At 60.6% G+C, this 21,783-nt stretch carries 20 protein-coding genes; 8 read left to right on the top strand and 12 right to left on the bottom strand.

Annotated elements, in window-relative coordinates; genetic code table 11:
- Positions 1 to 14: 14 nt before the first annotated feature.
- Positions 15 to 461: a hypothetical protein gene (locus NNA36_RS05315; RefSeq protein ID WP_255104890.1), complete on the bottom strand. Its 447-nt coding sequence runs from the start codon at positions 459 to 461 to the stop codon at positions 15 to 17.
- Positions 462 to 580: 119 nt separating this feature from the next.
- Here NNA36_RS05315 and NNA36_RS05310 point away from each other — a divergent pair, with 119 nt between their 5' ends.
- Together NNA36_RS05310 and NNA36_RS05305 are read left to right on the top strand one after the other, a co-directional pair.
- Positions 581 to 1,585 (top strand): hypothetical protein, encoded by a 1,005-nt coding sequence (locus NNA36_RS05310; protein WP_255104888.1) that lies wholly within the window; start codon positions 581 to 583, stop codon positions 1,583 to 1,585.
- 144 nt (positions 1,586 to 1,729) lie between these two features.
- The gene (locus NNA36_RS05305; protein ID WP_255104885.1) at positions 1,730 to 3,022 is read left to right on the top strand and encodes an O-acetylhomoserine aminocarboxypropyltransferase/cysteine synthase family protein; all 1,293 of its coding nucleotides are present in this window, start codon (positions 1,730 to 1,732) and stop codon (positions 3,020 to 3,022) included.
- Positions 3,023 to 3,089: 67 nt separating this feature from the next.
- Here NNA36_RS05305 and NNA36_RS05300 read toward each other — a convergent pair whose 3' ends face one another.
- Positions 3,090 to 3,788 carry an SIMPL domain-containing protein gene (locus tag NNA36_RS05300; RefSeq protein ID WP_255104882.1) on the bottom strand — a complete coding sequence of 233 codons (699 nt, stop codon included), beginning with the start codon at positions 3,786 to 3,788 and terminating at the stop codon, positions 3,090 to 3,092.
- Positions 3,789 to 3,947: 159 nt separating this feature from the next.
- Between NNA36_RS05300 and NNA36_RS05295 the strand changes: the two genes are divergently transcribed.
- Positions 3,948 to 6,293, top strand: a complete 2,346-nt coding sequence (locus NNA36_RS05295) for a hypothetical protein (RefSeq protein WP_255104880.1) — start codon at positions 3,948 to 3,950, stop codon at positions 6,291 to 6,293.
- Position 6,294: 1 nt separating this feature from the next.
- On the opposite strand, the gene NNA36_RS05290 is transcribed toward NNA36_RS05295, so the two are convergent.
- From NNA36_RS05290 to hppD, 3 genes are all read right to left on the bottom strand, one after another.
- Positions 6,295 to 7,902 (bottom strand): arylsulfatase, encoded by a 1,608-nt coding sequence (locus tag NNA36_RS05290; RefSeq protein ID WP_255104878.1) that lies wholly within the window; start codon positions 7,900 to 7,902, stop codon positions 6,295 to 6,297.
- Between the two features lie 59 nt (positions 7,903 to 7,961).
- Positions 7,962 to 8,837: a haloalkane dehalogenase gene (locus tag NNA36_RS05285; RefSeq protein WP_255104875.1), complete on the bottom strand. Its 876-nt coding sequence runs from the start codon at positions 8,835 to 8,837 to the stop codon at positions 7,962 to 7,964.
- A 197-nt stretch (positions 8,838 to 9,034) separates the two neighbouring features.
- Entirely contained in the window at positions 9,035 to 10,132 is a 1,098-nt protein-coding gene (gene hppD / locus NNA36_RS05280) for a 4-hydroxyphenylpyruvate dioxygenase (protein WP_255104873.1), read from the bottom strand.
- Positions 10,133 to 10,284: 152 nt separating this feature from the next.
- Here hppD and NNA36_RS05275 point away from each other — a divergent pair, with 152 nt between their 5' ends.
- The gene (locus NNA36_RS05275; protein ID WP_255104870.1) at positions 10,285 to 10,740 is read left to right on the top strand and encodes an Lrp/AsnC family transcriptional regulator; all 456 of its coding nucleotides are present in this window, start codon (positions 10,285 to 10,287) and stop codon (positions 10,738 to 10,740) included.
- 11 nt (positions 10,741 to 10,751) lie between these two features.
- Entirely contained in the window at positions 10,752 to 12,626 is a 1,875-nt protein-coding gene (locus NNA36_RS05270) for a monovalent cation:proton antiporter-2 (CPA2) family protein (RefSeq protein WP_255104868.1), read from the top strand.
- A 48-nt stretch (positions 12,627 to 12,674) separates the two neighbouring features.
- Here the strand turns inward: NNA36_RS05270 and cobT are convergent, their stop codons facing one another.
- The gene (gene cobT, locus NNA36_RS05265; RefSeq protein WP_255104866.1) at positions 12,675 to 13,685 is read right to left on the bottom strand and encodes a nicotinate-nucleotide--dimethylbenzimidazole phosphoribosyltransferase; all 1,011 of its coding nucleotides are present in this window, start codon (positions 13,683 to 13,685) and stop codon (positions 12,675 to 12,677) included.
- An 81-nt stretch (positions 13,686 to 13,766) separates the two neighbouring features.
- Between cobT and cobS the strand changes: the two genes are divergently transcribed.
- Complete coding sequence (cobS, locus tag NNA36_RS05260) at positions 13,767 to 14,516, top strand: adenosylcobinamide-GDP ribazoletransferase (RefSeq protein WP_255104865.1); 750 nt, start codon at positions 13,767 to 13,769, stop codon at positions 14,514 to 14,516.
- A 56-nt stretch (positions 14,517 to 14,572) separates the two neighbouring features.
- Here cobS and NNA36_RS05255 read toward each other — a convergent pair whose 3' ends face one another.
- From NNA36_RS05255 to NNA36_RS05235, 5 genes are all read right to left on the bottom strand, one after another.
- Positions 14,573 to 15,085, bottom strand: a complete 513-nt coding sequence (locus tag NNA36_RS05255) for a CarD family transcriptional regulator (protein ID WP_255104863.1) — start codon at positions 15,083 to 15,085, stop codon at positions 14,573 to 14,575.
- Positions 15,086 to 15,363: 278 nt separating this feature from the next.
- Entirely contained in the window at positions 15,364 to 15,702 is a 339-nt protein-coding gene (fdxA, locus tag NNA36_RS05250; RefSeq protein ID WP_093318948.1) for a ferredoxin FdxA, read from the bottom strand.
- Between the two features lie 54 nt (positions 15,703 to 15,756).
- The gene (locus NNA36_RS05245; protein ID WP_255104861.1) at positions 15,757 to 16,131 is read right to left on the bottom strand and encodes an RNA-binding S4 domain-containing protein; all 375 of its coding nucleotides are present in this window, start codon (positions 16,129 to 16,131) and stop codon (positions 15,757 to 15,759) included.
- A 69-nt stretch (positions 16,132 to 16,200) separates the two neighbouring features.
- Complete coding sequence (locus NNA36_RS05240; protein ID WP_255104860.1) at positions 16,201 to 18,981, bottom strand: helicase-related protein; 2,781 nt, start codon at positions 18,979 to 18,981, stop codon at positions 16,201 to 16,203.
- A 15-nt stretch (positions 18,982 to 18,996) separates the two neighbouring features.
- Positions 18,997 to 19,485 (bottom strand): tetratricopeptide repeat protein, encoded by a 489-nt coding sequence (locus NNA36_RS05235; RefSeq protein ID WP_255104859.1) that lies wholly within the window; start codon positions 19,483 to 19,485, stop codon positions 18,997 to 18,999.
- 137 nt (positions 19,486 to 19,622) lie between these two features.
- Here NNA36_RS05235 and NNA36_RS05230 point away from each other — a divergent pair, with 137 nt between their 5' ends.
- Both NNA36_RS05230 and NNA36_RS05225 read left to right on the top strand, forming a co-directional pair.
- Positions 19,623 to 19,913, top strand: a complete 291-nt coding sequence (locus NNA36_RS05230; protein ID WP_255104858.1) for an SCP2 sterol-binding domain-containing protein — start codon at positions 19,623 to 19,625, stop codon at positions 19,911 to 19,913.
- Positions 19,913 to 20,884 (top strand): alpha/beta fold hydrolase, encoded by a 972-nt coding sequence (locus NNA36_RS05225; RefSeq protein ID WP_255104857.1) that lies wholly within the window; start codon positions 19,913 to 19,915, stop codon positions 20,882 to 20,884. Before NNA36_RS05230 ends, NNA36_RS05225 begins: the two co-directional genes overlap by 1 nt.
- A gap of 17 nt (positions 20,885 to 20,901) precedes the next feature.
- Here the strand turns inward: NNA36_RS05225 and NNA36_RS05220 are convergent, their stop codons facing one another.
- Complete coding sequence (locus tag NNA36_RS05220; RefSeq protein WP_255104855.1) at positions 20,902 to 21,732, bottom strand: fumarylacetoacetate hydrolase family protein; 831 nt, start codon at positions 21,730 to 21,732, stop codon at positions 20,902 to 20,904.
- Positions 21,733 to 21,783 lie beyond the last annotated feature (51 nt).

Genomic DNA, 21,783 nt, shown 5'->3' with positions numbered 1-21,783 from the left:
GATTTGACGCCCGCTCAGGGCGTCATCACGTTCTTGCGCTCGAACGTCTCGGTGGCCGTCCCAAGGTCGTCATAGAGCAGATCCACCTCGATGGTCTCGATCGAACCCAGGGGATACTCCAGATAGATCAAGGCGTTCTCCGGCACACTGCCCACCATGTGAGTTTCCGGATCGCAGTTGTTGATGGGGAACTGTTTGGTCGGCCCGCCATTCACGCGGAAATGGATTTCATACAGCCCACAGCGCCAAGAAATCAGGTGTGTAAAGTACAGCAGGTCCTGCCCGTTGAACTCGCGCACCGCGATCCAGTTGCCTTTGGTGGCCTCGAGAATGGGGCGTACTTCGGTTGCCGTCAGGAACTTACCGGTGGGTGTCTGATCCTCCACCGCGCGCTCGCTTGTCGCGAGGGCGGGTGCTGCGACAAGGCCCAGCGCCAGTGCCATCCATCGTGTTGCTTTCATCTTAACCTCCCATTTCAAAATGCCGCGCTTTGGCGATGAGATAATTCAAATCCTTGCTTTTAAGAGAGGATTTCGCCGCTATACTCGCGCCACAGGTATGGTGCAGGGCATTAGAGTAAATGGCAAGAAAAGCGTCGAAGCAGGCCAATTTCAACATCATGATCGTCGGCCACAAGGGGCGCCTTCAGTACGAGGCGATCCTTTTTGCTGCCTCGTTGCGGGCCAACTCGCCTGATTTCAAGGGCCGCCTGATCGTGGCCGAGCCGCAACCGGGCAAAAACTGGTGGGATGATCCGCGCATCAAACAGGATGACGTCCGCGCAACGCTCGAAAGCCTCGGTGCCGAAATCATCCCCTTCGAAAGCCCCTATTTCGGCCAGCATTACCCCTATGCCAACAAGATCGAAGGTCTGGCCGCCCTGCCCGAGGGCGAACCCTTCGTGTTCTTCGACACCGACACGCTGGTCACGGGTGACCTGATGTCCGTGCCGTTCGATTTCGACCGCCCCAGCGCCTCGCGCCGGGTAGAAGGCACATGGCCGACTCTCGAACTTTATGGCCCCGGCTACACCGAAATCTGGAAATCCCTCTACGACAAGTTCGAGCTGGATTTCGAAAGCTCGCTCGACCTGTCGCAACCGGATGAATACTGGCGCCGCTATCTCTATTTCAACGCGGGATTCTTCTACTACAAGTGCCCCAAACTCTTTGGTGAGCGCTTTCTGAAATACGCCCATGACATCAAGTGGGACATGCCCAGTGAACTTGTCTGCCAGAGCCTTGATCCCTGGCTTGATCAAGTGGCCCTGCCCCTTGTGATCCATTCCCTCGGCGGGGGGCGCGACGCCCTGCCGGAAGGGTATCTCGATGGCGATGTGACCTGCCACTACCGCCTGTTCCCGCTGCTTTATGCGCGTGAAAGTGATCGCGTGGTCGAGGTTCTGGAAGAGGTCGCCAGCCCCAACAAGATCAAGAAGGTTCTCAAGCAATACGAGCCCATGAAACGCATGATCTATCAGGGGCGTGGCGAAAAGGTCCGCGCGCTGTTTGACCGCGCTCACCTGCCCCGCAAGGAACAGGCCATCCGCAATACGATCAAACGCAACGGCTTTTGGATGCGCTAGCAGAACCGCACCACCTGAAATCCAGAGCATTTTCCCCGAAACGCACGCGAAATCGGAACGCCATCCTTTCGCGACCAAACGCGTTGCACCCTGTCCGGCCAGCCCCTAAACATTTGCCCAAGGATTTTTATAGGAGGAAACATCATGTCCGAAGGGGCCACCTACGGTTTTGATACTTTGCAGATCCACGCGGGCGCCCGTCCCGATCCGGCCACTGGCGCGCGCCAGACGCCGATCTACCAGTCGACGGCCTATGTCTTCCGCGACGCCGAACATGCGGCGGCACTCTTCAACCTTCAGGAAGTGGGCTACATCTACTCGCGCCTGACCAACCCGACTGTCGCCGTCCTGCAAGAACGCATCGCGACCCTCGAAGGCGGTGTTGGCGCGGTCTGCTGCTCGTCCGGCCACGCGGCCCAGATCATGGCGCTGTTCCCGCTGATGGGCCCCGGCACCAATGTGGTTGCCTCCACCCGTCTTTACGGCGGCACCATCACCCAGTTCAGCCAGACCATCAAACGCTTTGGCTGGTCGGCCAAGTTCGTTGATTTCGATGACGAGGCCGCCGTGGCCGAAGCCATCGACGAAAACACCCGCGCGGTGTTCTGCGAATCCATCGCCAACCCGGGTGGCTACATCACCGACATCCCGGCCATTGCGGCCATCGCGGACAAGGCCGGCGTGCCGCTGATCGTCGACAACACTTCGGCGACGCCCTACCTCTGCAACCCGATTTCCCTCGGTGCGACGCTGGTTGTCCACTCGACCACCAAGTACCTGACCGGCAACGGCACGGTCACCGGCGGCTGTGTCGTCGACTCGGGCAAGTTCGACTGGTCGGCAAGCGACAAGTTCCCCTCGCTCTCGGCACCGGAACAAGCCTACCACGGCCTGAAGTTCCACGAGACCTTTGGCCCGCTGGCCTTCACCTTCCACGGCATCGCCATCGGCCTGCGCGACCTCGGCATGACCATGAACCCGCAGGCGGCGCACTACACGCTGATGGGCATCGAAACCCTGAGCCTGCGCATGGAGCGCCACGTTGAAAACGCCAAGACCATCTCGAGCTGGCTCGAAGGTCACGACCACGTGGACTACGTGACCTATGCAGGCCTCGAATCCTCGCCCTACAACAACCGCGTTGCCACCGTCTGCCCGAAAGGCGCGGGCGGTCTGTTCACCGTGGCCCTGAAAGGCGGCTATGACGCTTGCGTCAAGTTCGTCGACAGCCTCGAAATCTTCAGCCACGTCGCCAACCTTGGCGATGCCCGTTCGCTGGTGATCCACTCGGCCTCGACCACCCACCGCCAGCTGACCCCGGAACAGCAGGAAGCCGCAGGTGCCGGCCCGAACGTGGTGCGCATCTCGATCGGCATCGAGAACGCCGAAGACCTGATCCGGGATCTGGATCAGGCGCTGAACAAAGCCCACGGCTAAACGGGGCTGACACAAATAACAAAGGCCGCGCAGCCCGCGCGGCCTTTTGCTTTTTCAGGGGTGTCGATCAATCCGCGATCGCGAACACCATCGTCACGCCAGCCTGCACCGACACCTCGCCTTCGGCAATCGGCATCGCCGCCTCGGCCATGGCGGCCCGCGCCATGAACACCGGCGCAGGGGCAGCACCTCCATGTTCCTGGATGCTCAGAACCGGCCCAAGGGTTACCCCCGCCGCCTTGGCATAAAGCTCGGCCCGCGCCCGCGCATCCGCAACGGCTGCCACACGCGCTTCGTTCATCTGCGGGTCGGGATCCTGCAGCGAAAAGCGCAGGCCGTTGAACTGGTTCGCGCCATCCTGCACCACCGCGTCCAATACCTGCCCAACCCGCGCAAGATCACGCAGTTTCACTGTTACTTGGGTCGACGCGTTGAAACCAATCACCTTGGGCGCGCGGTTCTCGTAACGATCCCGCTCCCAGACAGGATGCAGAGACAATTCGCTTGTCTGCATGTCACGGGCTTCAACACCCATCGCCTCAAGCCGCGCCAACATCTCTTGCGCCGCCCCGGCCACAAGCGCCATGGCATCCCCGGCGGTATCGGCCTGACGCGATACCCCCATCGTCAAAACCGCCATGTCCGGCACAGCCTCGACACTGCCCTGCCCCTGAACGGTGATCTGCCGCCCCTCTGCCAAAGCAGGTGAACCGGCCACCGAGGCAAGAACCACAGCGAGACCCAAAATCATACTCATCACACGCATAACGTACCTCCATATGCTTTCGCACCACTCAGACCACCCCTCATGGGTACTGTCAAAACGCTGCCATCTCTTTTCCTTCCTTTCGGCGAAACCCTGCTATAAAATGCTGAAATTGAATAAGGACTACCGACAGCCAAGTTTGGGTGCTAAGGCCACAGCATGAAACCGGATTTTGCCCTTTGCCTTTCTTTTGAAGGGATTAGCCTTCTTTGCCGCGTCGAAGGGGGCTGGAACCTTTTGGGCGAAGCCTCGCTCACCTCCGAAGATCTCGGGGTTGAGCTCGAAGGCTTGCGCCAGATGGCCGAAGCCATTGCTGGGCCGGATTTCAGGACGAAACTTGTCCTGCCCAATGATCAGATCAAGTATCTGACCATCGAGACCGGCAAGGTGCCGCCAAAGCAACGGCGTGCCCAGGCCAGGGAAGAACTCGAGGCGACAACGCCTTATCAGGCGGATGAACTCTCCTTCGTGATCGCCCCCGAACGGCGCCTGACACATGTCGCCGCCGTCGCCCGTGAAACACTTGTCGAAGCGGAAACATTCGCCAAGGAGCATGCCTTCAATCCGGTATGCTTCGTTGCAATTCCGGATGACGAAGACTTCCCGCGCGAACCTTTCTTCGGCCCGACCGAAATCGCGGGCGAGCTTCTTGGCCGGGCAGCACCCGAAGCCGAGGTCGAACCCATTCGCATCATCGGCACCGGAGCCCCAGACCCTGCTCCGGAAGAAGCGCCGGTCGAGGAAATCGACACAGCCGCGTTTGAGGATGCTCACCGCGGAACACCACCTGTCGCTGCTCAACCCGAATTGCCTCTGACCGAGTCCGTCGAAAGTGACCCAGAACCGGTTGTCGAAGATGAAGATCCGGCCGAACCGGCAAAGCCAGAAGAGCCGGAAGCGGCCCCCATCGCTTTTGGCTCGCGCCGTTCAGCGCCACAGCCGGCCCCAGCCGTAGAAGGCCCCTCTGTCAACGACGGTACGGTGCCTGCGGCAAGCCTTGCACCCAGCAAGGAAGATGCCGAACTGCGGTTTGACCCGGCGCGCATTGCCGCCGGTCTTCGCGCCACCGCAAAGGACGATCTGCCGCCGGCCCCCGCGGGGTCTGAAGAGACAGTAGCGGAAACCCCTGCCACCTTTACACGCAGCCGGGACAACGAAGGCCCACGCGCCCCGCGCATCCGGCGGGAAACAGTGACCCCGGCGGATCCCGAGCACAAAAGGATGGCCATCTTCGGCGCGCGCGACGGCATGATCGGGGGCAAACCGCGTTTTCTCGGCCTGCTGCTGACCGTTCTGCTTATTGTCTTCCTGGCGGCCGTCGCCGTTTGGGCCTCGCTGTTCCTGGAAGGCGGTGTCGCAGGGCTTTTCCGCCGTGATCCCCCCGCGCAGATCGCCGATACGGCGCCGGAAAGCCAGCCGACCCCGGGTCTTGAAATCGTTGCCCCGGATGCTGAAACCGTAGAGGTTCCGGACCTCGCGGACAGCGAGATGGAAACCGCTCTTCTCGAGCCCGTTGGGACCGACAGCATTACCGACAGCGCCGAAATCGAGGCGATGACCGACGACGTGCATCCGACTGCGCCTACCGAGCAGGAAGCCGAAGCGCGCTATGCCGTCACCGGCATCTGGGAACGTGCGCCAGAGCAGGCGGTTCCGGCGCTGGGAGATAGCACGGATTCCCTTTATCCGACCTCCATCGACTCGGTACAAACCGCACAGGACGCCATTGCCCTGCCCGCATTGACCGCGCTGCAAACCGATCGTCCCGCCCCGCGGGTCATGTCGCCTCTCCCGGCGGACCAGACCTTTGATCTCGACGAAAACGGCCTCGTAGTCGCAACGCGCAATGGCGCGATGTCACCGGATGGCATTCGCGTGTTCCTTGGAAAACCGGTTGTCCTGCCTGCTGCCTATCCCAAACGCCAGCCCGCCCCCGGCGAAACCCTGACACCGGAAGACGAGGCCCGGATTTCGAAAATTCGCCCACGTCTGCGCCCATCTGATCTGATTGAACAGAACGAGCGCGCCAACAACGGCGGGCGCACGATTGCCGAACTGGGCAAAATACGCCCTCGTTTGCGTCCGGAATCGGCCAAGTTCGCCGAAGAGAAAGACACCACCCCCAACAAGATGGCCGTGCTGACATCGGTGAAGCCGCGTGTCCGCCCCTCGAACTTCAGCCAGATCGTCGCTCGGGCCACCCCGTCAGAGCCGGTCGCGGCTGTGCCTGTGGCCGCCACCGTTACACCGAAAATTCCGACCACCGCGTCGGTCGCACGTCAGGCGACCATTCAGAACGCCATCAAGCTCAACAAGATCAACCTGATCGGCGTCTATGGCACCTCCTCCGACCGCCGCGCCCTCGTGCGCCTGTCCAACGGCCGCTACAAGAAGGTGCAAGTGGGCGACCGGATTGATGGTGGCAAGGTCTCCGCCATCGGCGAAACCGAGCTGCGTTATGTGAAATCCGGGCGCAACGTCGTCTTGAAAATGCCCAAGGGCTAACTCACCCGTCCACGCTTTGCAGCCCCCAGGCTTTCAGAAGCTTGGGCAATTGACGGTCCCAGTCCTCAACCCCAACCTTCTGCGCCCAATCCTGATACTGGGCCACAAGATCGCGCTCTTGCCGCCCACTACGCCCGGCAAGATCGTGCAACTCGGTGCGATCAACCTCCATGTCATAAAGCTCCCAGTCAGCACCATGCTGGCGCACCAGCTTAAAGCGCCCGGCCCGCACCGCCGCATTGCCTTCATGCTCAAAGAAAATCGGCTGGCTGCGCTCCCAATCGCTGCCCTTCAGCAGGGGCAGGAAACTCTCACCTTCACACGGCTGGATCGCATGTCCGCCCACTTCTTTCTGATACGGCACGCCAGCCGCCTCCAGGATGGTCGGCAGCACATCGGCAACATGGCAGGGAGCATGACGCGCGCCATCCGGCCGAATGCCTTTCGGCCAGTGCGCCACCAGCGGCGTGGAAATCCCCCCTTCGTGGACATAGTGCTTGAACAGGCGGAAGGGCGCGTTCGACACGTTCGCCCACGGCTTGTCATAGCTCTGGTAGGTCAGCGCATCCCCCGGCATCACATCCGGCCGGTTGCCCATCACGATCTGCCGCCCGTCGTGGGTCTTGTCCGGAAAGAACTTGGCCCAGCCATCCTCGGCCATGAACTCGGCACAGCCTCCATTGTCGCTCAGGAACAGGATCAGCGTGTTGTCGAACTGCCCGAGCCGCTTTAGCGCGGCCACCAGCGTCCCGATGGATTGATCCATCCGATCCACCATCGCCGCATAGGCCGCCATCTTGCGCGCCTCCCAATCGGTATTCTCCTCGGCTGACCACGGATGAACACCTTCGTCGCGGTGCGAAATCTCCCAATTCGATGAAAACAGGCCCATGTCATTCATCGTCTCGTGTCTCGCCGTCCGGATCGCATCCCAACCGGCACTGTAAACCCCGTCATAGCGGGCGATATCCTCAGGATGGGCGTGCAGCGGCCAGTGCGGGGCCGTGTGGGCCAGATACAGAAAGAAAGGCGCGCCATCTGCCACGCTCTCTTCGATCATGCCGATGGCCTTGTCGGTAATCGCATCGGTGAAATAGAAATCATCGGGAAAGACCTGCACCCGGCTGTCATCCTCCAGCATGTAGTGCGGGCTGAAGAAATGCGTCGCCCCGTCCAGAATGCCATAGAACCGATCGAACCCGCGTTGGCGGGGTGTTGGATGATCCACGTCTCCCACCCGCCAACTGTCGACGTTACGCGGCTCGAAGTCCCCGGCCACATGCCATTTCCCACTCATCAGCGTGCCATAGCCGGCTGGCCGCAGATGTTCTGCAATCGTCGCGCTGTCACTGCGCAGGAACCCCTGATAGGCCGGTGTCCCAAGATCGGCCCCCATGTGGCCCACGCCCGCGCTATGCGGGTAGAGCCCGGTCAAAAGCGAAGCGCGCGTCGGACAACATCGCGCGCAATTGTACATCGAGGTCAGCAAGGCCCCGTTCGCCGCCAGACTGTCGATGTGGGGTGTCCTGATCTCGGAGCCTGTGCAGCCCAGATCGGCAAACCCCATGTCGTCCGCAAGGATCAGGATAATATTCGGTTGTTCCGCCATGTGCTGACCTCCCTTCTCGGAGCGTCCAGCAAACGGCGGACCCAATCAATGAAAAACGCCTAGCCAGACGCCATCCACGCCCGCAGCGCCGCGCCGATCTCGTCAGGGCTGTCTTCCTGAATGAAATGGCTCCCCTTCACCGTGACCTCAGTCTGGTTCTTCCAGCTGCGGCAGAACTCCCGCTGTGCCCCGATCAGGATCGCGCCCGGTTCGGCATTCACGAAAAGCTTGGGCAGATCGTTCGCCGCCATCCACTTCGCATAATCGGCAACAATCGCCGTCACGTCCTCTGGCGTGCCGTCAATCGGGATCTGGCGGGGCCAGGTCAGGGTTGGGCGGCGGTCCTCTCCGGCATTTGCAAAGGGCTTGCGATACTCCGCCATCTCCGCATCGCTCAGCTTGCGCAGGATGGAGCCCGGCAAGACGGCCTCGATGAAAAGGTTCTTTTCCAGGATCATCTCTTCTCCCGCAGGAGACCGGAAAGCCTCGAAGATCGGCTTGGCGGCATCCGGCCATTCGGACCAGGGCACCGGCTGCACGATGCCCTCCATGTAACAGATGCCCTTGACGCGGTCGCGGTGCCGATTGGCCCAATCGAACCCAAGCGCCGAGCCCCAGTCGTGGATCACAAGCGTCACGTTACCCGCATCCCCCAACACCTGCTCCAGCAAGGCATCCAGATAGGCGCGGTGCTCCACGAACCGATAGCTTTCCGGACCGACGTTATCGAGCTTCTCGCTGTCCCCCATCCCGATCAGGTCAGGCACGATCACCCGCCCCATGTCCGCGACATGTGGCACCACATTGCGCCACAGGTACGAGGATGTCGGGTTGCCATGCAGGAACAGGATCGGGTCTCCCTCGCCCATCTCGGCATAGGCCATACGCTTGCCCTTCACCGTAATGAAGGTCTTGTTCAATGGTGTGTCGGTCATGGTGTCCTCCCCCTTGCGACAAGCCTTGCCCAAGACCCGATACCGATCAACATGGACGTTGCGGCGCAAAGCCCTTTGCAAAGGGCTTTGGACGCGATTTCGAAATCGCGTCTCGCAACAAAATACGCCGCTCCGAAAGCTCGGAACGGCGCAACCCCGGGAAGGACGAACGGGGTGTTTTCAGGGGATGCTCCAGATTATTCGGCCGCCTGGATTTCCCCGCTTTCGATCTGCTCGCGCTCGATGGATTCAAACAGCGCCTTGAAGTTGCCTTCGCCAAAGCCGTCATCGCCCTTGCGCTGGATGAACTCAAAAAAGATCGGACCGATCACGGTTTTCGAGAAGATCTGCAACAGGATCTTGGTCTCGCCGCCGTTCACGACACCTTCGCCGTCGATCAGGATGCCGTGTTTCATCATCCGGTCCTTGGGCTCATCATGGCCCGCCACCCGATCATAGCTGAGATCATAGTAGGTCTCGTTCGGACCGGGCATGAACTTCAGGCCTTTTTCGGCAATCGCATCGGTGGCGCTGTAAATATCATCGGTCCCGACCGCGATATGCTGGATGCCTTCGCCGTTGTACTTTTTCAGGTAGCTGACGATCTGGCCGGTTTCCCCGCGATCCTCATTGATCGGGATACGGATCTTGCCACAGGGCGATGTCAGCGCGCGGCTGAACAGGCCGGTGAACTTGCCTTCGATGTCGAAGAAGCGGATTTCACGGAAGTTGAACAGATCACCGTAGAACTTGAACCACTTGTCCATGTTGCCCTTGAACACATTGTGGGTCAGGTGGTCGAGATAGTAGAACCCGTCGCCTTCCGGCTTCGACGTTGTAGTCCAGTCGAACTCCTCGTTATACGGCGAGGTGTCATAGTACTGATCGGTGAAATACAGCAGCGAGCCGCCAATCCCCTTGATCGCCGGCCAGTTCAGCGTCTTGTCCTCGGCGTCGTAAGGCTCGGCACCCTGCGCAACAGCGTGCTCATAGGCTTTCTGCGCGTCAACCACGCGCCAGCCCATCGACGGGGCGCAGGGACCGTGTTCCTCGACAAAGCGCAGGCCAAAGCTGCCCGGCTCGTTGTTCAGGATGTAGGTCACATCGCCCTGCTGCCACAGCTCGATGGCCTTGGTCTTGTGATTGGCGACATGGGCAAACCCCATGCGGGTGAACAGATCACGCAACTCCTGCGGCTCGGGATGGGCAAATTCGACAAACTCGAAACCGTCGGTGCCGGCGGGGTTGAAATCGGAAATTTCGGCTCGGGGGGCATCATGCGGGAAAGGACCCATCTCGCGTCTCCTTGCGTTGGTGAAGATGTTAAGTGCTCGCTAAGTTGACTCTACGCCGCATATCACGCGAATTTTGCGCAAAGTGACGTGCATTCGTTACAAATTTCGCGCTATCTTCGCATTAAATCAGAATTCAACGCGGAATCTGCGCAATGCTCGACGATCTGGACAAACGCTTACTGGACGCACTTCAGAAGAACGCCCACCTGACGGCACAGGAGTTGGGAGAGATTCTCCACCTCTCGCCGAGCCAGGCCGGCCGTCGCCGACAGCGATTGGAAGCGGACGGCTACATTCAGTCCTACACCGCCAAACTGGACCCCGGCAAACTCGGCCTCAACGTTCAGGCCTTCATCCAGATCACGCTGGGTGTTCACGGCCCCGAATACGGCCGCGCCTTCCTGTCGCTTGTCGGCACCCGCCCCGAAGTGATCAGCGCATGGACGCTAACAGGGGATGCGGATTACCTTTTGCGCGTCTATTGTGAAGACCTGAGCGCGCTGAACACATTGATCCACGAAATCCTGCTGCCCCACCCGGCCGTAAGCCGTGTGCAAAGCCAGATCGTCATGGACCAATTCAAGCGCGATGCGCCACTGCCGACCTGAGGAGCACGTAAATGGACGGATTTCTTTTCCAGGCTTCGATCTTTCTGCTCGCTGCCGTGATCGCCGTACCGATCGCCGCGCGCATGGGGATGGGATCGGTGCTTGGCTATCTTCTGGCTGGCGTGTTCATCGGGCCAGTTCTTGGCCTCGTCGATCGCCCCGAGGACATTCTGCACTTTGCCGAATTCGGCGTGGTGATGATGCTGTTCCTGATTGGTCTCGAACTGGATCCAAGGGCCCTCTGGGCCATGCGCCACCGCCTGATCGGCCTTGGCGGGTTGCAAATCGCCCTGACGGCGGCCTCGGTGATGACCGGTTCCCTGATGCTCGGCTATTCGATGAATATCTCGATCGCCGTCGGCCTGGTCTTTGCGCTCTCGTCCACGGCAATCGTTCTGCAAACGCTCTCGGAAAAGAACCTGATGCAGACGAAAGGCGGGCGCTCAACCTTCTCGGTTCTGCTGTCGCAGGATATCGCCGTGATCCCGATGCTGGCACTTCTGCCACTTCTTGCCATGAAGCCTGTGATGGAAATCGCGTCTGACGGCTCCATCCACAAGGCTGACGATCATGGTGCCGGGCACGGGGCCGGTCTGTCTCTGGTCGAAGGCCTGCCCGGCTGGGGCGTAACCCTTGTCACCATCGGCGTCGTGGCTGCCATTATCCTGGGCGGCATGTACCTTGTACGCCCCCTGTTCCGTTTCATCCACGCTGCACATCTTCGCGAGATGTACACCGCGTTGGCCCTGTTGATCGTGGTCGGCATCGCCTTCCTGATGATGCTCGTCGGTCTCTCGCCAGCACTTGGCACCTTCCTTGCGGGCGTCCTTCTCGCCAACAGCGAGTTCCGCCACGAACTCGAAAGTGACATCCAGCCCTTCAAGGGCCTCCTACTTGGCCTGTTCTTCATCACCGTGGGCGCGCAGATCAACTTCCCCGGCTTCTTTGCAAACCCGGTGCCAATCCTCGGTGCCACGCTTGGCATCATGGCGATCAAGGCCCTGATCCTGTTCATTCTGGGCCGTGCCTTCGGACTGCGGGGACGTGACCAGATGCTCTTTACGCTTGGGCTGGCTCAGGCGGGCGAATTTGGTTTCGTTCTGATTTCCTTTTCGGTGCAACAGCATGTCCTGCCCGCAGGCATTGCCGACACACTCTTGCTGATCGTCGCGCTCTCGATGCTGATCACGCCACTCCTGTTCATCGTCTTCGATTTCGCCTCCCGCCTGATCAAGGAAGACGAACCGGACCACCCGCATGACGAGATCGACGAACAGGGCCCGGTCATCATCGCTGGCATCGGGCGCTTTGGTCAGATCGTGAACCGCCTTGTGCGCTCGGCCGGGTTCAAATCGGTGGTTCTGGATCACGACATGCGCACCATCGAACTGATGCGTCGTTTCGGGGTCAAAGGCTTCTTCGGTGATCCCACGCGCCCCGAGTTGTTGCACGCGGCCGGACTGGGACAGGCCCGAATTCTTGTTGCAGCACTCGACAATCCGAAGGCCACAACCAAGCTGGTCGCCCATGCCCGCCGCGAACGCCCTGACCTTCACATCGTGGCCCGAGCGCATGACAGACATCACGTGTTCGAACTCTACAATGCCGGGGCAAATGACATCGTCCGCGAAATGTTCGACTCGTCCCTGCGGGCAGGCCGCTACGTCCTCGAGAACATCGGTCTCAGCGAATACGAAGCCGCACAGGTCGAGCAGGAATTCTACCACCACGACCGCTACACGGTGCGCGAACTGGCCGCCCTCTGGGACCCCGAAGTGCCGGTGACAGAAAACAGCGCCTATATCGAACGTGCCAAGGAGCTTCAGAAGGAACTCGAGTTGAACCTTCTGGCGCGGCTTGAAAGCGACGACACAGATGCCGCATGAAAAAGGCGCCCCGCGGGGCGCCTTTCACTTTTACTCTGAAAAGGAGGCTTAGCCTTCCGACACGCCGGCCTCGGCAAAGGTCGCCATGCCCGAGTGGCAGGCCACGGCCGACTTCAGGATATTGATCGCCAGCGCCCCGCCCGAGCCTTCGCCCAGACGCATACCAAGGCTCAGCATCGGCTCTTTGCCTAGCTGTGCCAGCACAGCCCCATGCGCCGCTTCTGCGCTGACATGGCCTGCAATCACGTGATCCAGCGCACCGTCCTGCGCCTTGGCCAGTGTCGCAGCGGCGGCCGTGCAGATGAACCCATCCATGATCACCGGAATACGCAGCGAACGCGCGCGTGCAATTGCCCCCGCCATCGCAGCCAGCTCGCGCCCACCAAGACGTTGCAGAATGTCGACACCGTCGCCTGCGCCATGCAGGGCCACACCTTCGCGCACCACACGCGCCTTGTTGACCAGACCGGCATCATCAACACCGGTGCCGCGACCAACCCAGTCCTCGGCCTCGCCACCAAACAGCGCGTTGGCAATCGCCGCAGCCGACGTCGTGTTGCCGATCCCCATTTCGCCGACAACCAACAGGTCCGACTCTGGGTTCACGGCGTCCCATCCGGTTTGAACGGCAGCAAGGAAACCGGCATCGTCCATCGCCGCCTCCTGCGTGAAATCGGCGGTCGGCGTCTCGAGCGACAGCGCAATCACGTCAAGCGACGCACCGGCCGATTTGGACAGCTGGTTGATCGCCGCGCCACCATGCTGGAAGTTCAGAACCATCTGCTCGGTCACTTCCGCCGGAAAGGCCGACACGCCCTGCGCGGTCACACCGTGGTTGCCAGCAAACACGATGACCTGCGGTGCCTCGATGCTGGGGCGCGGATTGCCCCGCCAGCCGGCGTACCAGATCGCCATATCCTCCAAACGGCCCAATGCACCCGGCGGCTTGGTCAGCTGACCGTTACGCTCCTCCGCTTCGCCCATTGCCTTGGCATCCACGACCGGTGCCGCAGCCAAGGCCGCGCGAAAATCATCAAGGTTTGAAAAAGTGGCAGACATCAGGCACTCCTGTTGAAACTTGTGCTGAAGGATTGTTTATCGCATCCCACGGCGCTCACAAGTCAGGAAAGAGACGCAGCCATGACAAAGCACGACAGATCGCTGATCAAGGCCGGTGATATTGCCACCGCCCTTGCGCTGCTGACCCGCCTGCCCGTTCGCGCCGCCTTCGAGCGCGGGGCCTTGGCCGCATGGGCCTATCCGCTGGCCGGTGCCGCTCTGGCACTGCTTGCGGCGATTCCCACGGCCCTCGCGCTATGGGTCGGGCTCTCCCCGCTTCTGGCGGCGCTGGTCTGGGTGGCCTGCCACGTCATCATGACCGGTGCCATGCACGAGGACGGGCTTGCCGACAGCGCGGACGGCCTGTGGGGCGGTTGGGAAAAACAGCGCCGGCTGGAGATCATGAAGGACAGCCACATCGGCAGCTATGGCGTGATCGCGCTTTGCATCTCGCTCGCGGCTCGTTGGGCCGCTGTCGGGATGGTCCTGCAAAGCGAGGGCTGGCTCTGGGGCCTGATCGCCGTTGGTGTCCTGTCACGGGCCGTCATGCCCGCCCTCATGGCCGCCCTGCCCCACGCACGTGATACCGGCCTCAGCCATTCCCAAGGGCGCCCGTCGCGGGAAACCGCCGCCATTGCCGCCGCGCTTGCTCTGGGGCTTACGCTGGTCTGCACGGGCCTTGGCATGGTGCCCCTTGGAGCTACGGCATTCGCCATCGGCCTCTCTGTCTATGCCATCGCCAAGGCCAAGATCGGTGGTCAGACAGGTGATATTCTTGGCGCGGGTCAGCAACTCGCTGAAATCGCGCTCTTGATGGCACTGACCCTCTGACCAAAGAAAAAGCCGCCCCAAACCGGAGCGGCTCAATTCTTGGAAAGGCGCGACCCTTACGCAGCAGCGCGCGAGATCAGGACGTCGTCCACTTTCTTCGCCGCCGCCGCTTCGTCACCGCCAGACACGGCTGCAACTTCGCGGGTCAGGCGCTCAAGCGCGGCTTCATAGAGCTGACGCTCGGAATAGCTCTGCTCGCGCTGGTCATCGGTGCGGTGCAGGTCGCGAACAACTTCGGCAATCGCGATCAGGTCGCCCGAGTTGATCTTCTGCTCATACTCCTGGGCGCGGCGCGACCACATGGCGCGTTTAACCTTGGCCTTGCCCTTCAGGGTCGTCATAGCCTGGTCAACCACGTCGGGCGAGCTCAGACCACGCATGCCGATTTCCACGGCCTTGTTGGTCGGGACCCGCAGGGTCATCTTGTCTTTTTCGAAAGAGATCACAAACAGTTCCAGCTGCATGCCGGCGATTTCCTGCTCTTCGATCGACAGGATCTGACCCACACCGTGAGCCGGATAAACAACATAGTCGTTCGGGCGGAATTCGTTCTTCTTGGTCTTGCTCATGTAGTCCTTCCTAGCGTGAGCCTGGATAACGCCAGACAAAAGCACACTCACGGGAAACGATGTTCCCCGTGCAGGGATTTTCTCGGGCGCAAAAAGCCATCCAATGCGGTACTTACGCGCGGATGGCTGTGAGGCGGTATATTTTGTAACGACAATATAACATAAAAAATGCCCCTTTCAAAGCAGGAGCACGGGAAACACAGGGTTTCCCGTTTGTTTTTAGGCTCTTAACGCCCTCTGCACCGCCGTTTTTGCGGGTGCAGCACGCGAATCACGTGTTAACCACCTTCGCCCGGCGCTTCCGAGAAATACTTCTCCATCTTGCCCTCTTCACCGTCACGCTCCTCTGCCTCGGGCAGCGGATCTTTCTTGGTGATGATCACCGGCCAGACTTCCGAGTACTTGCGGTTGAACTCGACCCATTTCTCCATATCCGGCTCGGTATCCGGGCGGATGGCGTCAGCAGGGCATTCCGGCTCGCAGACACCGCAATCGATACATTCATCCGGATGGATCACGAGGAAGTTCTCACCCTCGTAGAAACAATCCACGGGGCAGACCTCGACGCAGTCGGTGTATTTGCAGGCTACGCAGTTTTCGGTCACGACATAGGTCATTGATGAGTCTCGTCTACACGTTATTTGGGCACTTAGCTAAATCAGCCGGGCCGGTCATTCAAGTTCCTGCCCGCGTTTAAGATCGAGTTTGCGTCGATCTCGCTTGGTCGGGCGTCCATTTCCCTCGTATTTAGGCGCAGGCGGAACGCTGTCTTTGACTTGGCTCAAGTCCAGGTACAGCTTCTGGGCCTCGGGGGCAGGTCCACGCTTGTCGGCAAAGCCTTCGATTTTCACAACACGGATACTGCGCGCCTGCGGAAAGGTCAGCACGTCGCCCACCGCAACGCCATGGCTGGCCTTGGACACCTTGCTGGAATTCACCCGCACATGGCCACCTGTCACAACCTTAGCCGCCAGCGTACGCGTTTTGAAAAACCGCGCATGCCACAGCCACTTGTCCAGACGCTGCTTTGGAGAGGGATCGCTCAAGAGGGTGTCCTCTGTCAGCCTGCCAACGACAGGCAACGCCCGGGCCCCAAGAGGCCCGGGCCGCGGGAATTATCCCTTTTCTTTCAGCCCCATAAGCGCGGCTGCAAAGGGGTTATCCGGATCAATCGCTTTTTCCTTCTTGGGCGGACGTGCCTGGAAGGACTTGGCCGAGTTGTCACGGCGCGGGCCACCCTTGCCTTTCGGCTTGCCCTTGCCGCGCGGCTTGTCGCCCTGCTGGTCACGACGACCGCCCTGCTGCTGGCCACGCTCCCGGCGCGGGCCGCGATTGTTCTGACGGTTGCCACCCCAGGTGAAGGTAAAGAACACCTCGGTTTCCGGTGCAGCTTCAGCTGCCGCCTCGTTGGGTGCTTCCGCCTCGGCTTCGGCAGGCACTTCCGCTTCGACCGCGGGCGCTTCCTCGGTCGCGGCCTCCTCTTTCGGAGCCTCTGCCGGAGCGGCCTCTGCCACCGGCTTCACTTTTTCGCGTTCGCCCTTCTCGGCCTTGTAGCCAAGACCCTGCATCAGGTCAGCGAACTGCTCCAGCGTCATACCGGTGATCGACAGCATGTCGGCCTTGGCTTCGAAACCGCCACGGCTGTCTTCGACACGCAGCATGTCCGCCAGACGCTCAAGCATGTCGATACGGATCGCACGCTCACCGGCGGCGCGATAGCCCGCCATGGTGTGATAGCCCTGTGGCAGCCCCTGCCCCGCAGGCACGGTCACCAGACCGGGAGGCGGCGCTTCGGGGAATTCCTGAAGGCCGTTGGCCAGCGACCACAGCACAAGGCGCAGGCGGGTCGGCGCGGGCTTCAGGAGAAGCGGCATGAAGATGGTGAACTGACCAAAGCGAATGCCGTGCTTGCGCAGCGCGCCACGAGCATCCTGATCCAGTTCCTTGACCTCGGTGGCCACGTCACCACGGGTGATCACGCCAAGGTTCTCGACCATGCGGAAGGCAAAGCCACGTGCCAGACCGGACAGTTCCTCATCTTTCGAGAGGTTCAGCAGCGGCTCGAACAGGGCCGCGATCTTGCGGTCGATAAAGTGTTGCAGGCGACGCTGCACTTTCTGCACGACTTCTGCGCCGGCTTCGTCGTCAACGAAAACCTCGACGCCCGGCTTGAGAGCATCCGCGCCGGCAACCAGTTTGCCAACCGCGTGTTCGCCCCACATGAGGCCACCCTGCTCGGTAAAATCAATCTCGGTATCGGGTGCGTTGTAGAACCGATCCGCCCGCAGATGGAATTGCGGCGCCAGCGCCTGCAGGCTTGCCTGCTTGAGCGTCTTGGCTTCCTGCCCGGTTGCTTCCTTGTCCGCGATAAAGCGGAACCCCTCGAGGCGACCGACGAATTCTCCTTCGACGGTCACTTCACCCTTGTCATTCACATCGGCCAAAAGGGCCTCCTTCTGTTTGAGCCGGCGCAAGAGCACGGATGTGCGCCGGTCCACAAATCTCTGCGTCAAACGCTCGTGCAGCGCGTCCGACAAGCGGTCTTCTACAGCGCGCGTCTCGCCGCGCCAATGGTTTTCGTCATCAACCCAGCCGTTTCGCTGCGCGACATATGTCCACGTGCGAATATATGCCAGCCGTTTGGACAAAGTGTCGATGTCCCCGTCCGTCCGATCCAGCCGTTTGACCTGTCTGGCCATCCAGTCGTCGGGCACACGTCCGCTTTCATGAAGATAGCCGAAAATCCCCTCGATCAAGCTGGCGTGCTCGGCGTGGCTGATTCCCCGAAAATCCGGAATGCGGCAGACATCCCACAAAAGCCGGACCGACGGCGCGCTGCTGGCTCGTGCCATCACCTCTGCCGACCGCTCCATCGACTTCAATGCCATCAAGTCATCGGCTTCCCGCGCCTTGACCAGCATGTCGTCACGCGGGCTTTCTTCCAGTGACCGGACCAGCGCGGCAACCGTCCCGAACTCAAGCCGCGCATTGCGCCAATTCAGCTTTTTTATTGGGGTAAACCGGTGATCCATGATCGCTTCGGCCACTTCGGGATGCAGCGGCGGCGCCTCGCCAGTGACGCCGAAAGTGCCGTGGCTCATCCCGCGCCCGGCCCGCCCTGCAATCTGGGCAAGCTCATTCGGTGCAAGCGGACGCATCCGCCGCCCGTCAAACTTGGTCGTCGCCGAAAACGCCACGTGGTCGATATCAAGGTTGAGCCCCATGCCGATGGCGTCGGTCGCAACAAGATAGTCCACATCGCCGTTCTGATAGAGTTCGACCTGCGCATTGCGGGTGCGCGGCGAAAGCGCCCCCATGACCACGGCCGCGCCACCTTTCTGACGGCGGATCAGCTCGGCGATGGCATAGACGTTATCAACCGAGAACCCGACAATTGCCGAGCGCGGTTGCATGCGCGAAATCTTGCGCGATCCGGAATAAGATAGCGTCGACATCCGCTCACGACGCAGGAACTCCACCCCCGGCACCAGAGTCGCAATCGTGCCTTTCATGGTGTCGGACCCAAGGAACATCGTCTCGTTCTGCCCGCGCGCCCGCAACAGGCGATCGGTGAACACATGCCCACGCTCGGGATCGGCACAAAGCTGGATCTCGTCAATCGCAACAAAATCCGCCCCAAGCCCCTCGGGCATCGCCTCAACGGTACACACCCAATACTGCGTGCGCGGCGGAACAATCCGCTCCTCCCCGGTTACAAGCGCCACGACAGAGGGGCCACGTGCAGCCACGATCCGATCATAGACCTCGCGCGCCAAAAGACGCAGTGGCAAGCCGATAACCCCGGTGCGGTGGCCCAGCATACGTTCGATGGCATAGTGGGTTTTGCCGGTATTCGTCGGCCCCAGAACCGCCGTGATCCGCGCCTGTGAAGACATGTCTTTCGCCTGTCGTTAGAGCGCCTGTCCCTTGACCTGCGGCTCGAGTCTTTGCAGGGCTTCTGTTACGTCCGGATGGGTCGGATGTATAGCCTTGACTTGGGAGTAGGCATCCCAGGCATCTTTCGGCTGATCCAGCATCTCGAAAATGGCCGCCAAACCAAGGATGGCTTCATAGTGTTGCGGATTGAGCGCCAGCGCCTGTTCCAGATCATGCACCGCCGGCCCAAGCAGACCGGTCTGGAAATAGGCCCCTGCCCGCGAAACCCAGCCCTCGGCAAACTCCGGCGCGTGATCCACAAGAGCCGTGAAATGTTCAATCGCCACGTCGAACTCGCGCCGCTCCATCGCATTGCGCCCGCGCTTGAGAAGGAAATCTGCCGAAGCCGATCCGGACTTGCTCCACTCCAGCTCGATTTCCTTGGCGATGATTTGCGCGGCAGTCGGATCCGCATCACGCAACTGTAACAACAAGTCATCCAGCTGGGAGGCGCTCGCAACCATTGGTTGCAACAATACTGTTGCAACAGCGGTTGCCGCGACGATAGGTTTGAGAAAACGGTTAAAGCAACTCATAACTTTAGTGATATTAGAGTGCGCAGACGAAATTAAAAGATGCGCGAACACAAAGGATCTGACTCATGAGCGATATCGTAAACGCAGCAGTGGCTGCCCTGACTGAAAAACTGGGTGGCGACAGCTTTGACGGCTCGGCCAAATTCGTCATCGAAGACGAAGGCGCACTGATCATTGATTCGGACGGTGTTCGTGCCTCCGACGACGAAGCCGACGTGACCCTCACCGCCGATGCCGACACCTTCCAGTCGATCCTCGAGGGTGACACCAACCCGACCGCCGCTTTCATGTCCGGCAAACTCTCGGTTGACGGAGATATGGGCCTTGCCATGAAACTCGGCTCTGTTCTCAGCTGATGACATTGCACCCCGCCCCCTTTTTTCCGGAGGTTGCCGACGGTCCCGAAGGCGGGACCGCGCATTGGCTGACATGTGCGGACGGGGTGCGCATTCGCATCGCCCATTGGCGTGCAGAACAGGAAAAAGGCACGATCCTGATGTTTCCGGGTCGTACCGAATATGCCGAGAAATACGGCCGTGCCGCTACGGCCTACGGCACACGCGGCTACGCGATGGTCGCCATTGACTGGCGCGGACAAGGGCTGGCGGATCGCCTGATCCCGGACCGCGACGCCGGCTATGTCGAGAAATTCTCGGACTACCAGGTCGACATTGCCGCTGTCCTTGAAGCCGCAGAAGCACTTGATCTGCCCAAGCCCTATTTCATGATCGCCCATTCGATGGGTGGCTGTATCGGGCTGCGGGCGGCCATGTCTGGCCTGCCGATCAATGCCGCCATGTTCAGCGCCCCGATGTGGGGCATCCAATTGTCGGCCCTCATGCGCCCGACCGCATGGGCCGTTAGCTGGGCCAGCAAACAGGTGGGTAGCAGCGCGAAACTCACCCCTGGCACCAAGGCCAAGACCTACGTTCTGGCAGAGCCGTTTGAAGGCAACACGCTGACCCATGACCCTGACATGTATCGCTACATGCAGGTTCAGATGGAACAGGTGCCCGAAATGGCGCTGGGTGGCCCCTCGATGCACTGGCTTCACGAGGCATTGGTGGAAACCCGCGACCTGGCCGCGCGGGCCGCACCTGAATTGCCCGCGATTACCTTCCTGGGCACTGACGAAAAGATCGTCGACCCCGCCCGCATCCATCAGCGCATGGAAACCTGGCCCAACGGGGAACTGGTGATGGTCGAAGGTGCCGAACACGAAGTCATGATGGAGCTTCCGGAAATCCGCGACGCCATCTACGATCAAAGCGCCGCCTTCTTTGATCAGCACCTCAGCAACGGGACCACGCACCGCGAAAGCGCGTAATCCCCAGCTCCCTTAAATCAGGCGTCCTGCATCACGTGGCTGCGCTGACGGCCAAGCCCTGCAACCTCAAGTTCCATGATGTCCCCGGCCTTCAGGTAGACCGCAGGTTTCATCCCCATACCAACACCCGGCGGCGTTCCGGTGGCGATCACGTCCCCCGGATGCAGCGTCATCATCTGGCTCAGGTAGGAAATGATCTCGGCCACCGAGAAGACCATCGCCTTGCTGTTTCCGGTCTGCATCCGCGTGCCGTTCACGTCTAGCGACAAGTCAAGGTTCTGCGGGTCAGCCACTTCATCCGGCGTCACCAGCCAGGGGCCGATCGGGCCGAACGTGTCACAGCTCTTGCCCTTGGTCCACTGGCCACCCCGCTCGGTCTGGTACTCCCGCTCGGACACGTCATTGGCCGTGCAATAACCTGCCACGTGATCCAGCGCATTCTCGACATCCACATATTTCGCGGTCTTGCCGATCACCACGCCCAGTTCGACCTCCCAATCGGTTTTCACCGAACCACGGGGCAGGACCACCGGATCGTTCGGTCCGACAATCGCGCTCGTGGCTTTCATGAACAGGATCGGTTCTTTCGGCAAGTCCATTCCCGCTTCTGCCGCGTGATCGGAATAGTTCAGGCCAATGCACATGAACTTGCCCACCTGCCCGACAGGTGCCCCGATCCGCGGCGTCCCTTCAACCAGCGGCAGGCTCTCCGGGTCGACATTCGGCAAATCCACCAGAACCGCCCCGGCAATATCCGGAACAACACCCGACAGATCCCGGATGTTGCCTTGCGCATCCAGAACCCCCGGCTTTTCCGCCCCGATCTCACCGTAACGCAGAAACTTCATCTCACTCTCCCTCAACTTTGCTTGATACATGCCTAGGCCCACCCCGACCAA

This window comes from Shimia sp. CNT1-13L.2 (assembly GCF_024331145.1).
Classification (GTDB): domain Bacteria; phylum Pseudomonadota; class Alphaproteobacteria; order Rhodobacterales; family Rhodobacteraceae; genus Shimia.
The sequence above is the reverse complement of the archived record's forward strand: the minus strand, read 5'-3'. Positions and strand labels throughout refer to the sequence as shown.

Coding starts and splice junctions, on each gene's coding strand:
- NNA36_RS05315 (WP_255104890.1), bottom strand. CDS start 461: ATGAAAGCAACACGATGGATGGCACTGGCGCTGGGCCTTGTCGCAGCA.
- NNA36_RS05310 (WP_255104888.1), top strand. CDS start 581: ATGGCAAGAAAAGCGTCGAAGCAGGCCAATTTCAACATCATGATCGTC.
- NNA36_RS05305 (WP_255104885.1), top strand. CDS start 1,730: ATGTCCGAAGGGGCCACCTACGGTTTTGATACTTTGCAGATCCACGCG.
- NNA36_RS05300 (WP_255104882.1), bottom strand. CDS start 3,788: ATGCGTGTGATGAGTATGATTTTGGGTCTCGCTGTGGTTCTTGCCTCG.
- NNA36_RS05295 (WP_255104880.1), top strand. CDS start 3,948: ATGAAACCGGATTTTGCCCTTTGCCTTTCTTTTGAAGGGATTAGCCTT.
- NNA36_RS05290 (WP_255104878.1), bottom strand. CDS start 7,902: ATGGCGGAACAACCGAATATTATCCTGATCCTTGCGGACGACATGGGG.
- NNA36_RS05285 (WP_255104875.1), bottom strand. CDS start 8,837: ATGACCGACACACCATTGAACAAGACCTTCATTACGGTGAAGGGCAAG.
- hppD (WP_255104873.1), bottom strand. CDS start 10,132: ATGGGTCCTTTCCCGCATGATGCCCCCCGAGCCGAAATTTCCGATTTC.
- NNA36_RS05275 (WP_255104870.1), top strand. CDS start 10,285: ATGCTCGACGATCTGGACAAACGCTTACTGGACGCACTTCAGAAGAAC.
- NNA36_RS05270 (WP_255104868.1), top strand. CDS start 10,752: ATGGACGGATTTCTTTTCCAGGCTTCGATCTTTCTGCTCGCTGCCGTG.
- cobT (WP_255104866.1), bottom strand. CDS start 13,685: ATGTCTGCCACTTTTTCAAACCTTGATGATTTTCGCGCGGCCTTGGCT.
- cobS (WP_255104865.1), top strand. CDS start 13,767: ATGACAAAGCACGACAGATCGCTGATCAAGGCCGGTGATATTGCCACC.
- NNA36_RS05255 (WP_255104863.1), bottom strand. CDS start 15,085: ATGAGCAAGACCAAGAAGAACGAATTCCGCCCGAACGACTATGTTGTT.
- fdxA (WP_093318948.1), bottom strand. CDS start 15,702: ATGACCTATGTCGTGACCGAAAACTGCGTAGCCTGCAAATACACCGAC.
- NNA36_RS05240 (WP_255104860.1), bottom strand. CDS start 18,981: ATGTCTTCACAGGCGCGGATCACGGCGGTTCTGGGGCCGACGAATACC.
- NNA36_RS05235 (WP_255104859.1), bottom strand. CDS start 19,485: ATGGTTGCGAGCGCCTCCCAGCTGGATGACTTGTTGTTACAGTTGCGT.
- NNA36_RS05230 (WP_255104858.1), top strand. CDS start 19,623: ATGAGCGATATCGTAAACGCAGCAGTGGCTGCCCTGACTGAAAAACTG.
- NNA36_RS05225 (WP_255104857.1), top strand. CDS start 19,913: ATGACATTGCACCCCGCCCCCTTTTTTCCGGAGGTTGCCGACGGTCCC.
- NNA36_RS05220 (WP_255104855.1), bottom strand. CDS start 21,732: ATGAAGTTTCTGCGTTACGGTGAGATCGGGGCGGAAAAGCCGGGGGTT.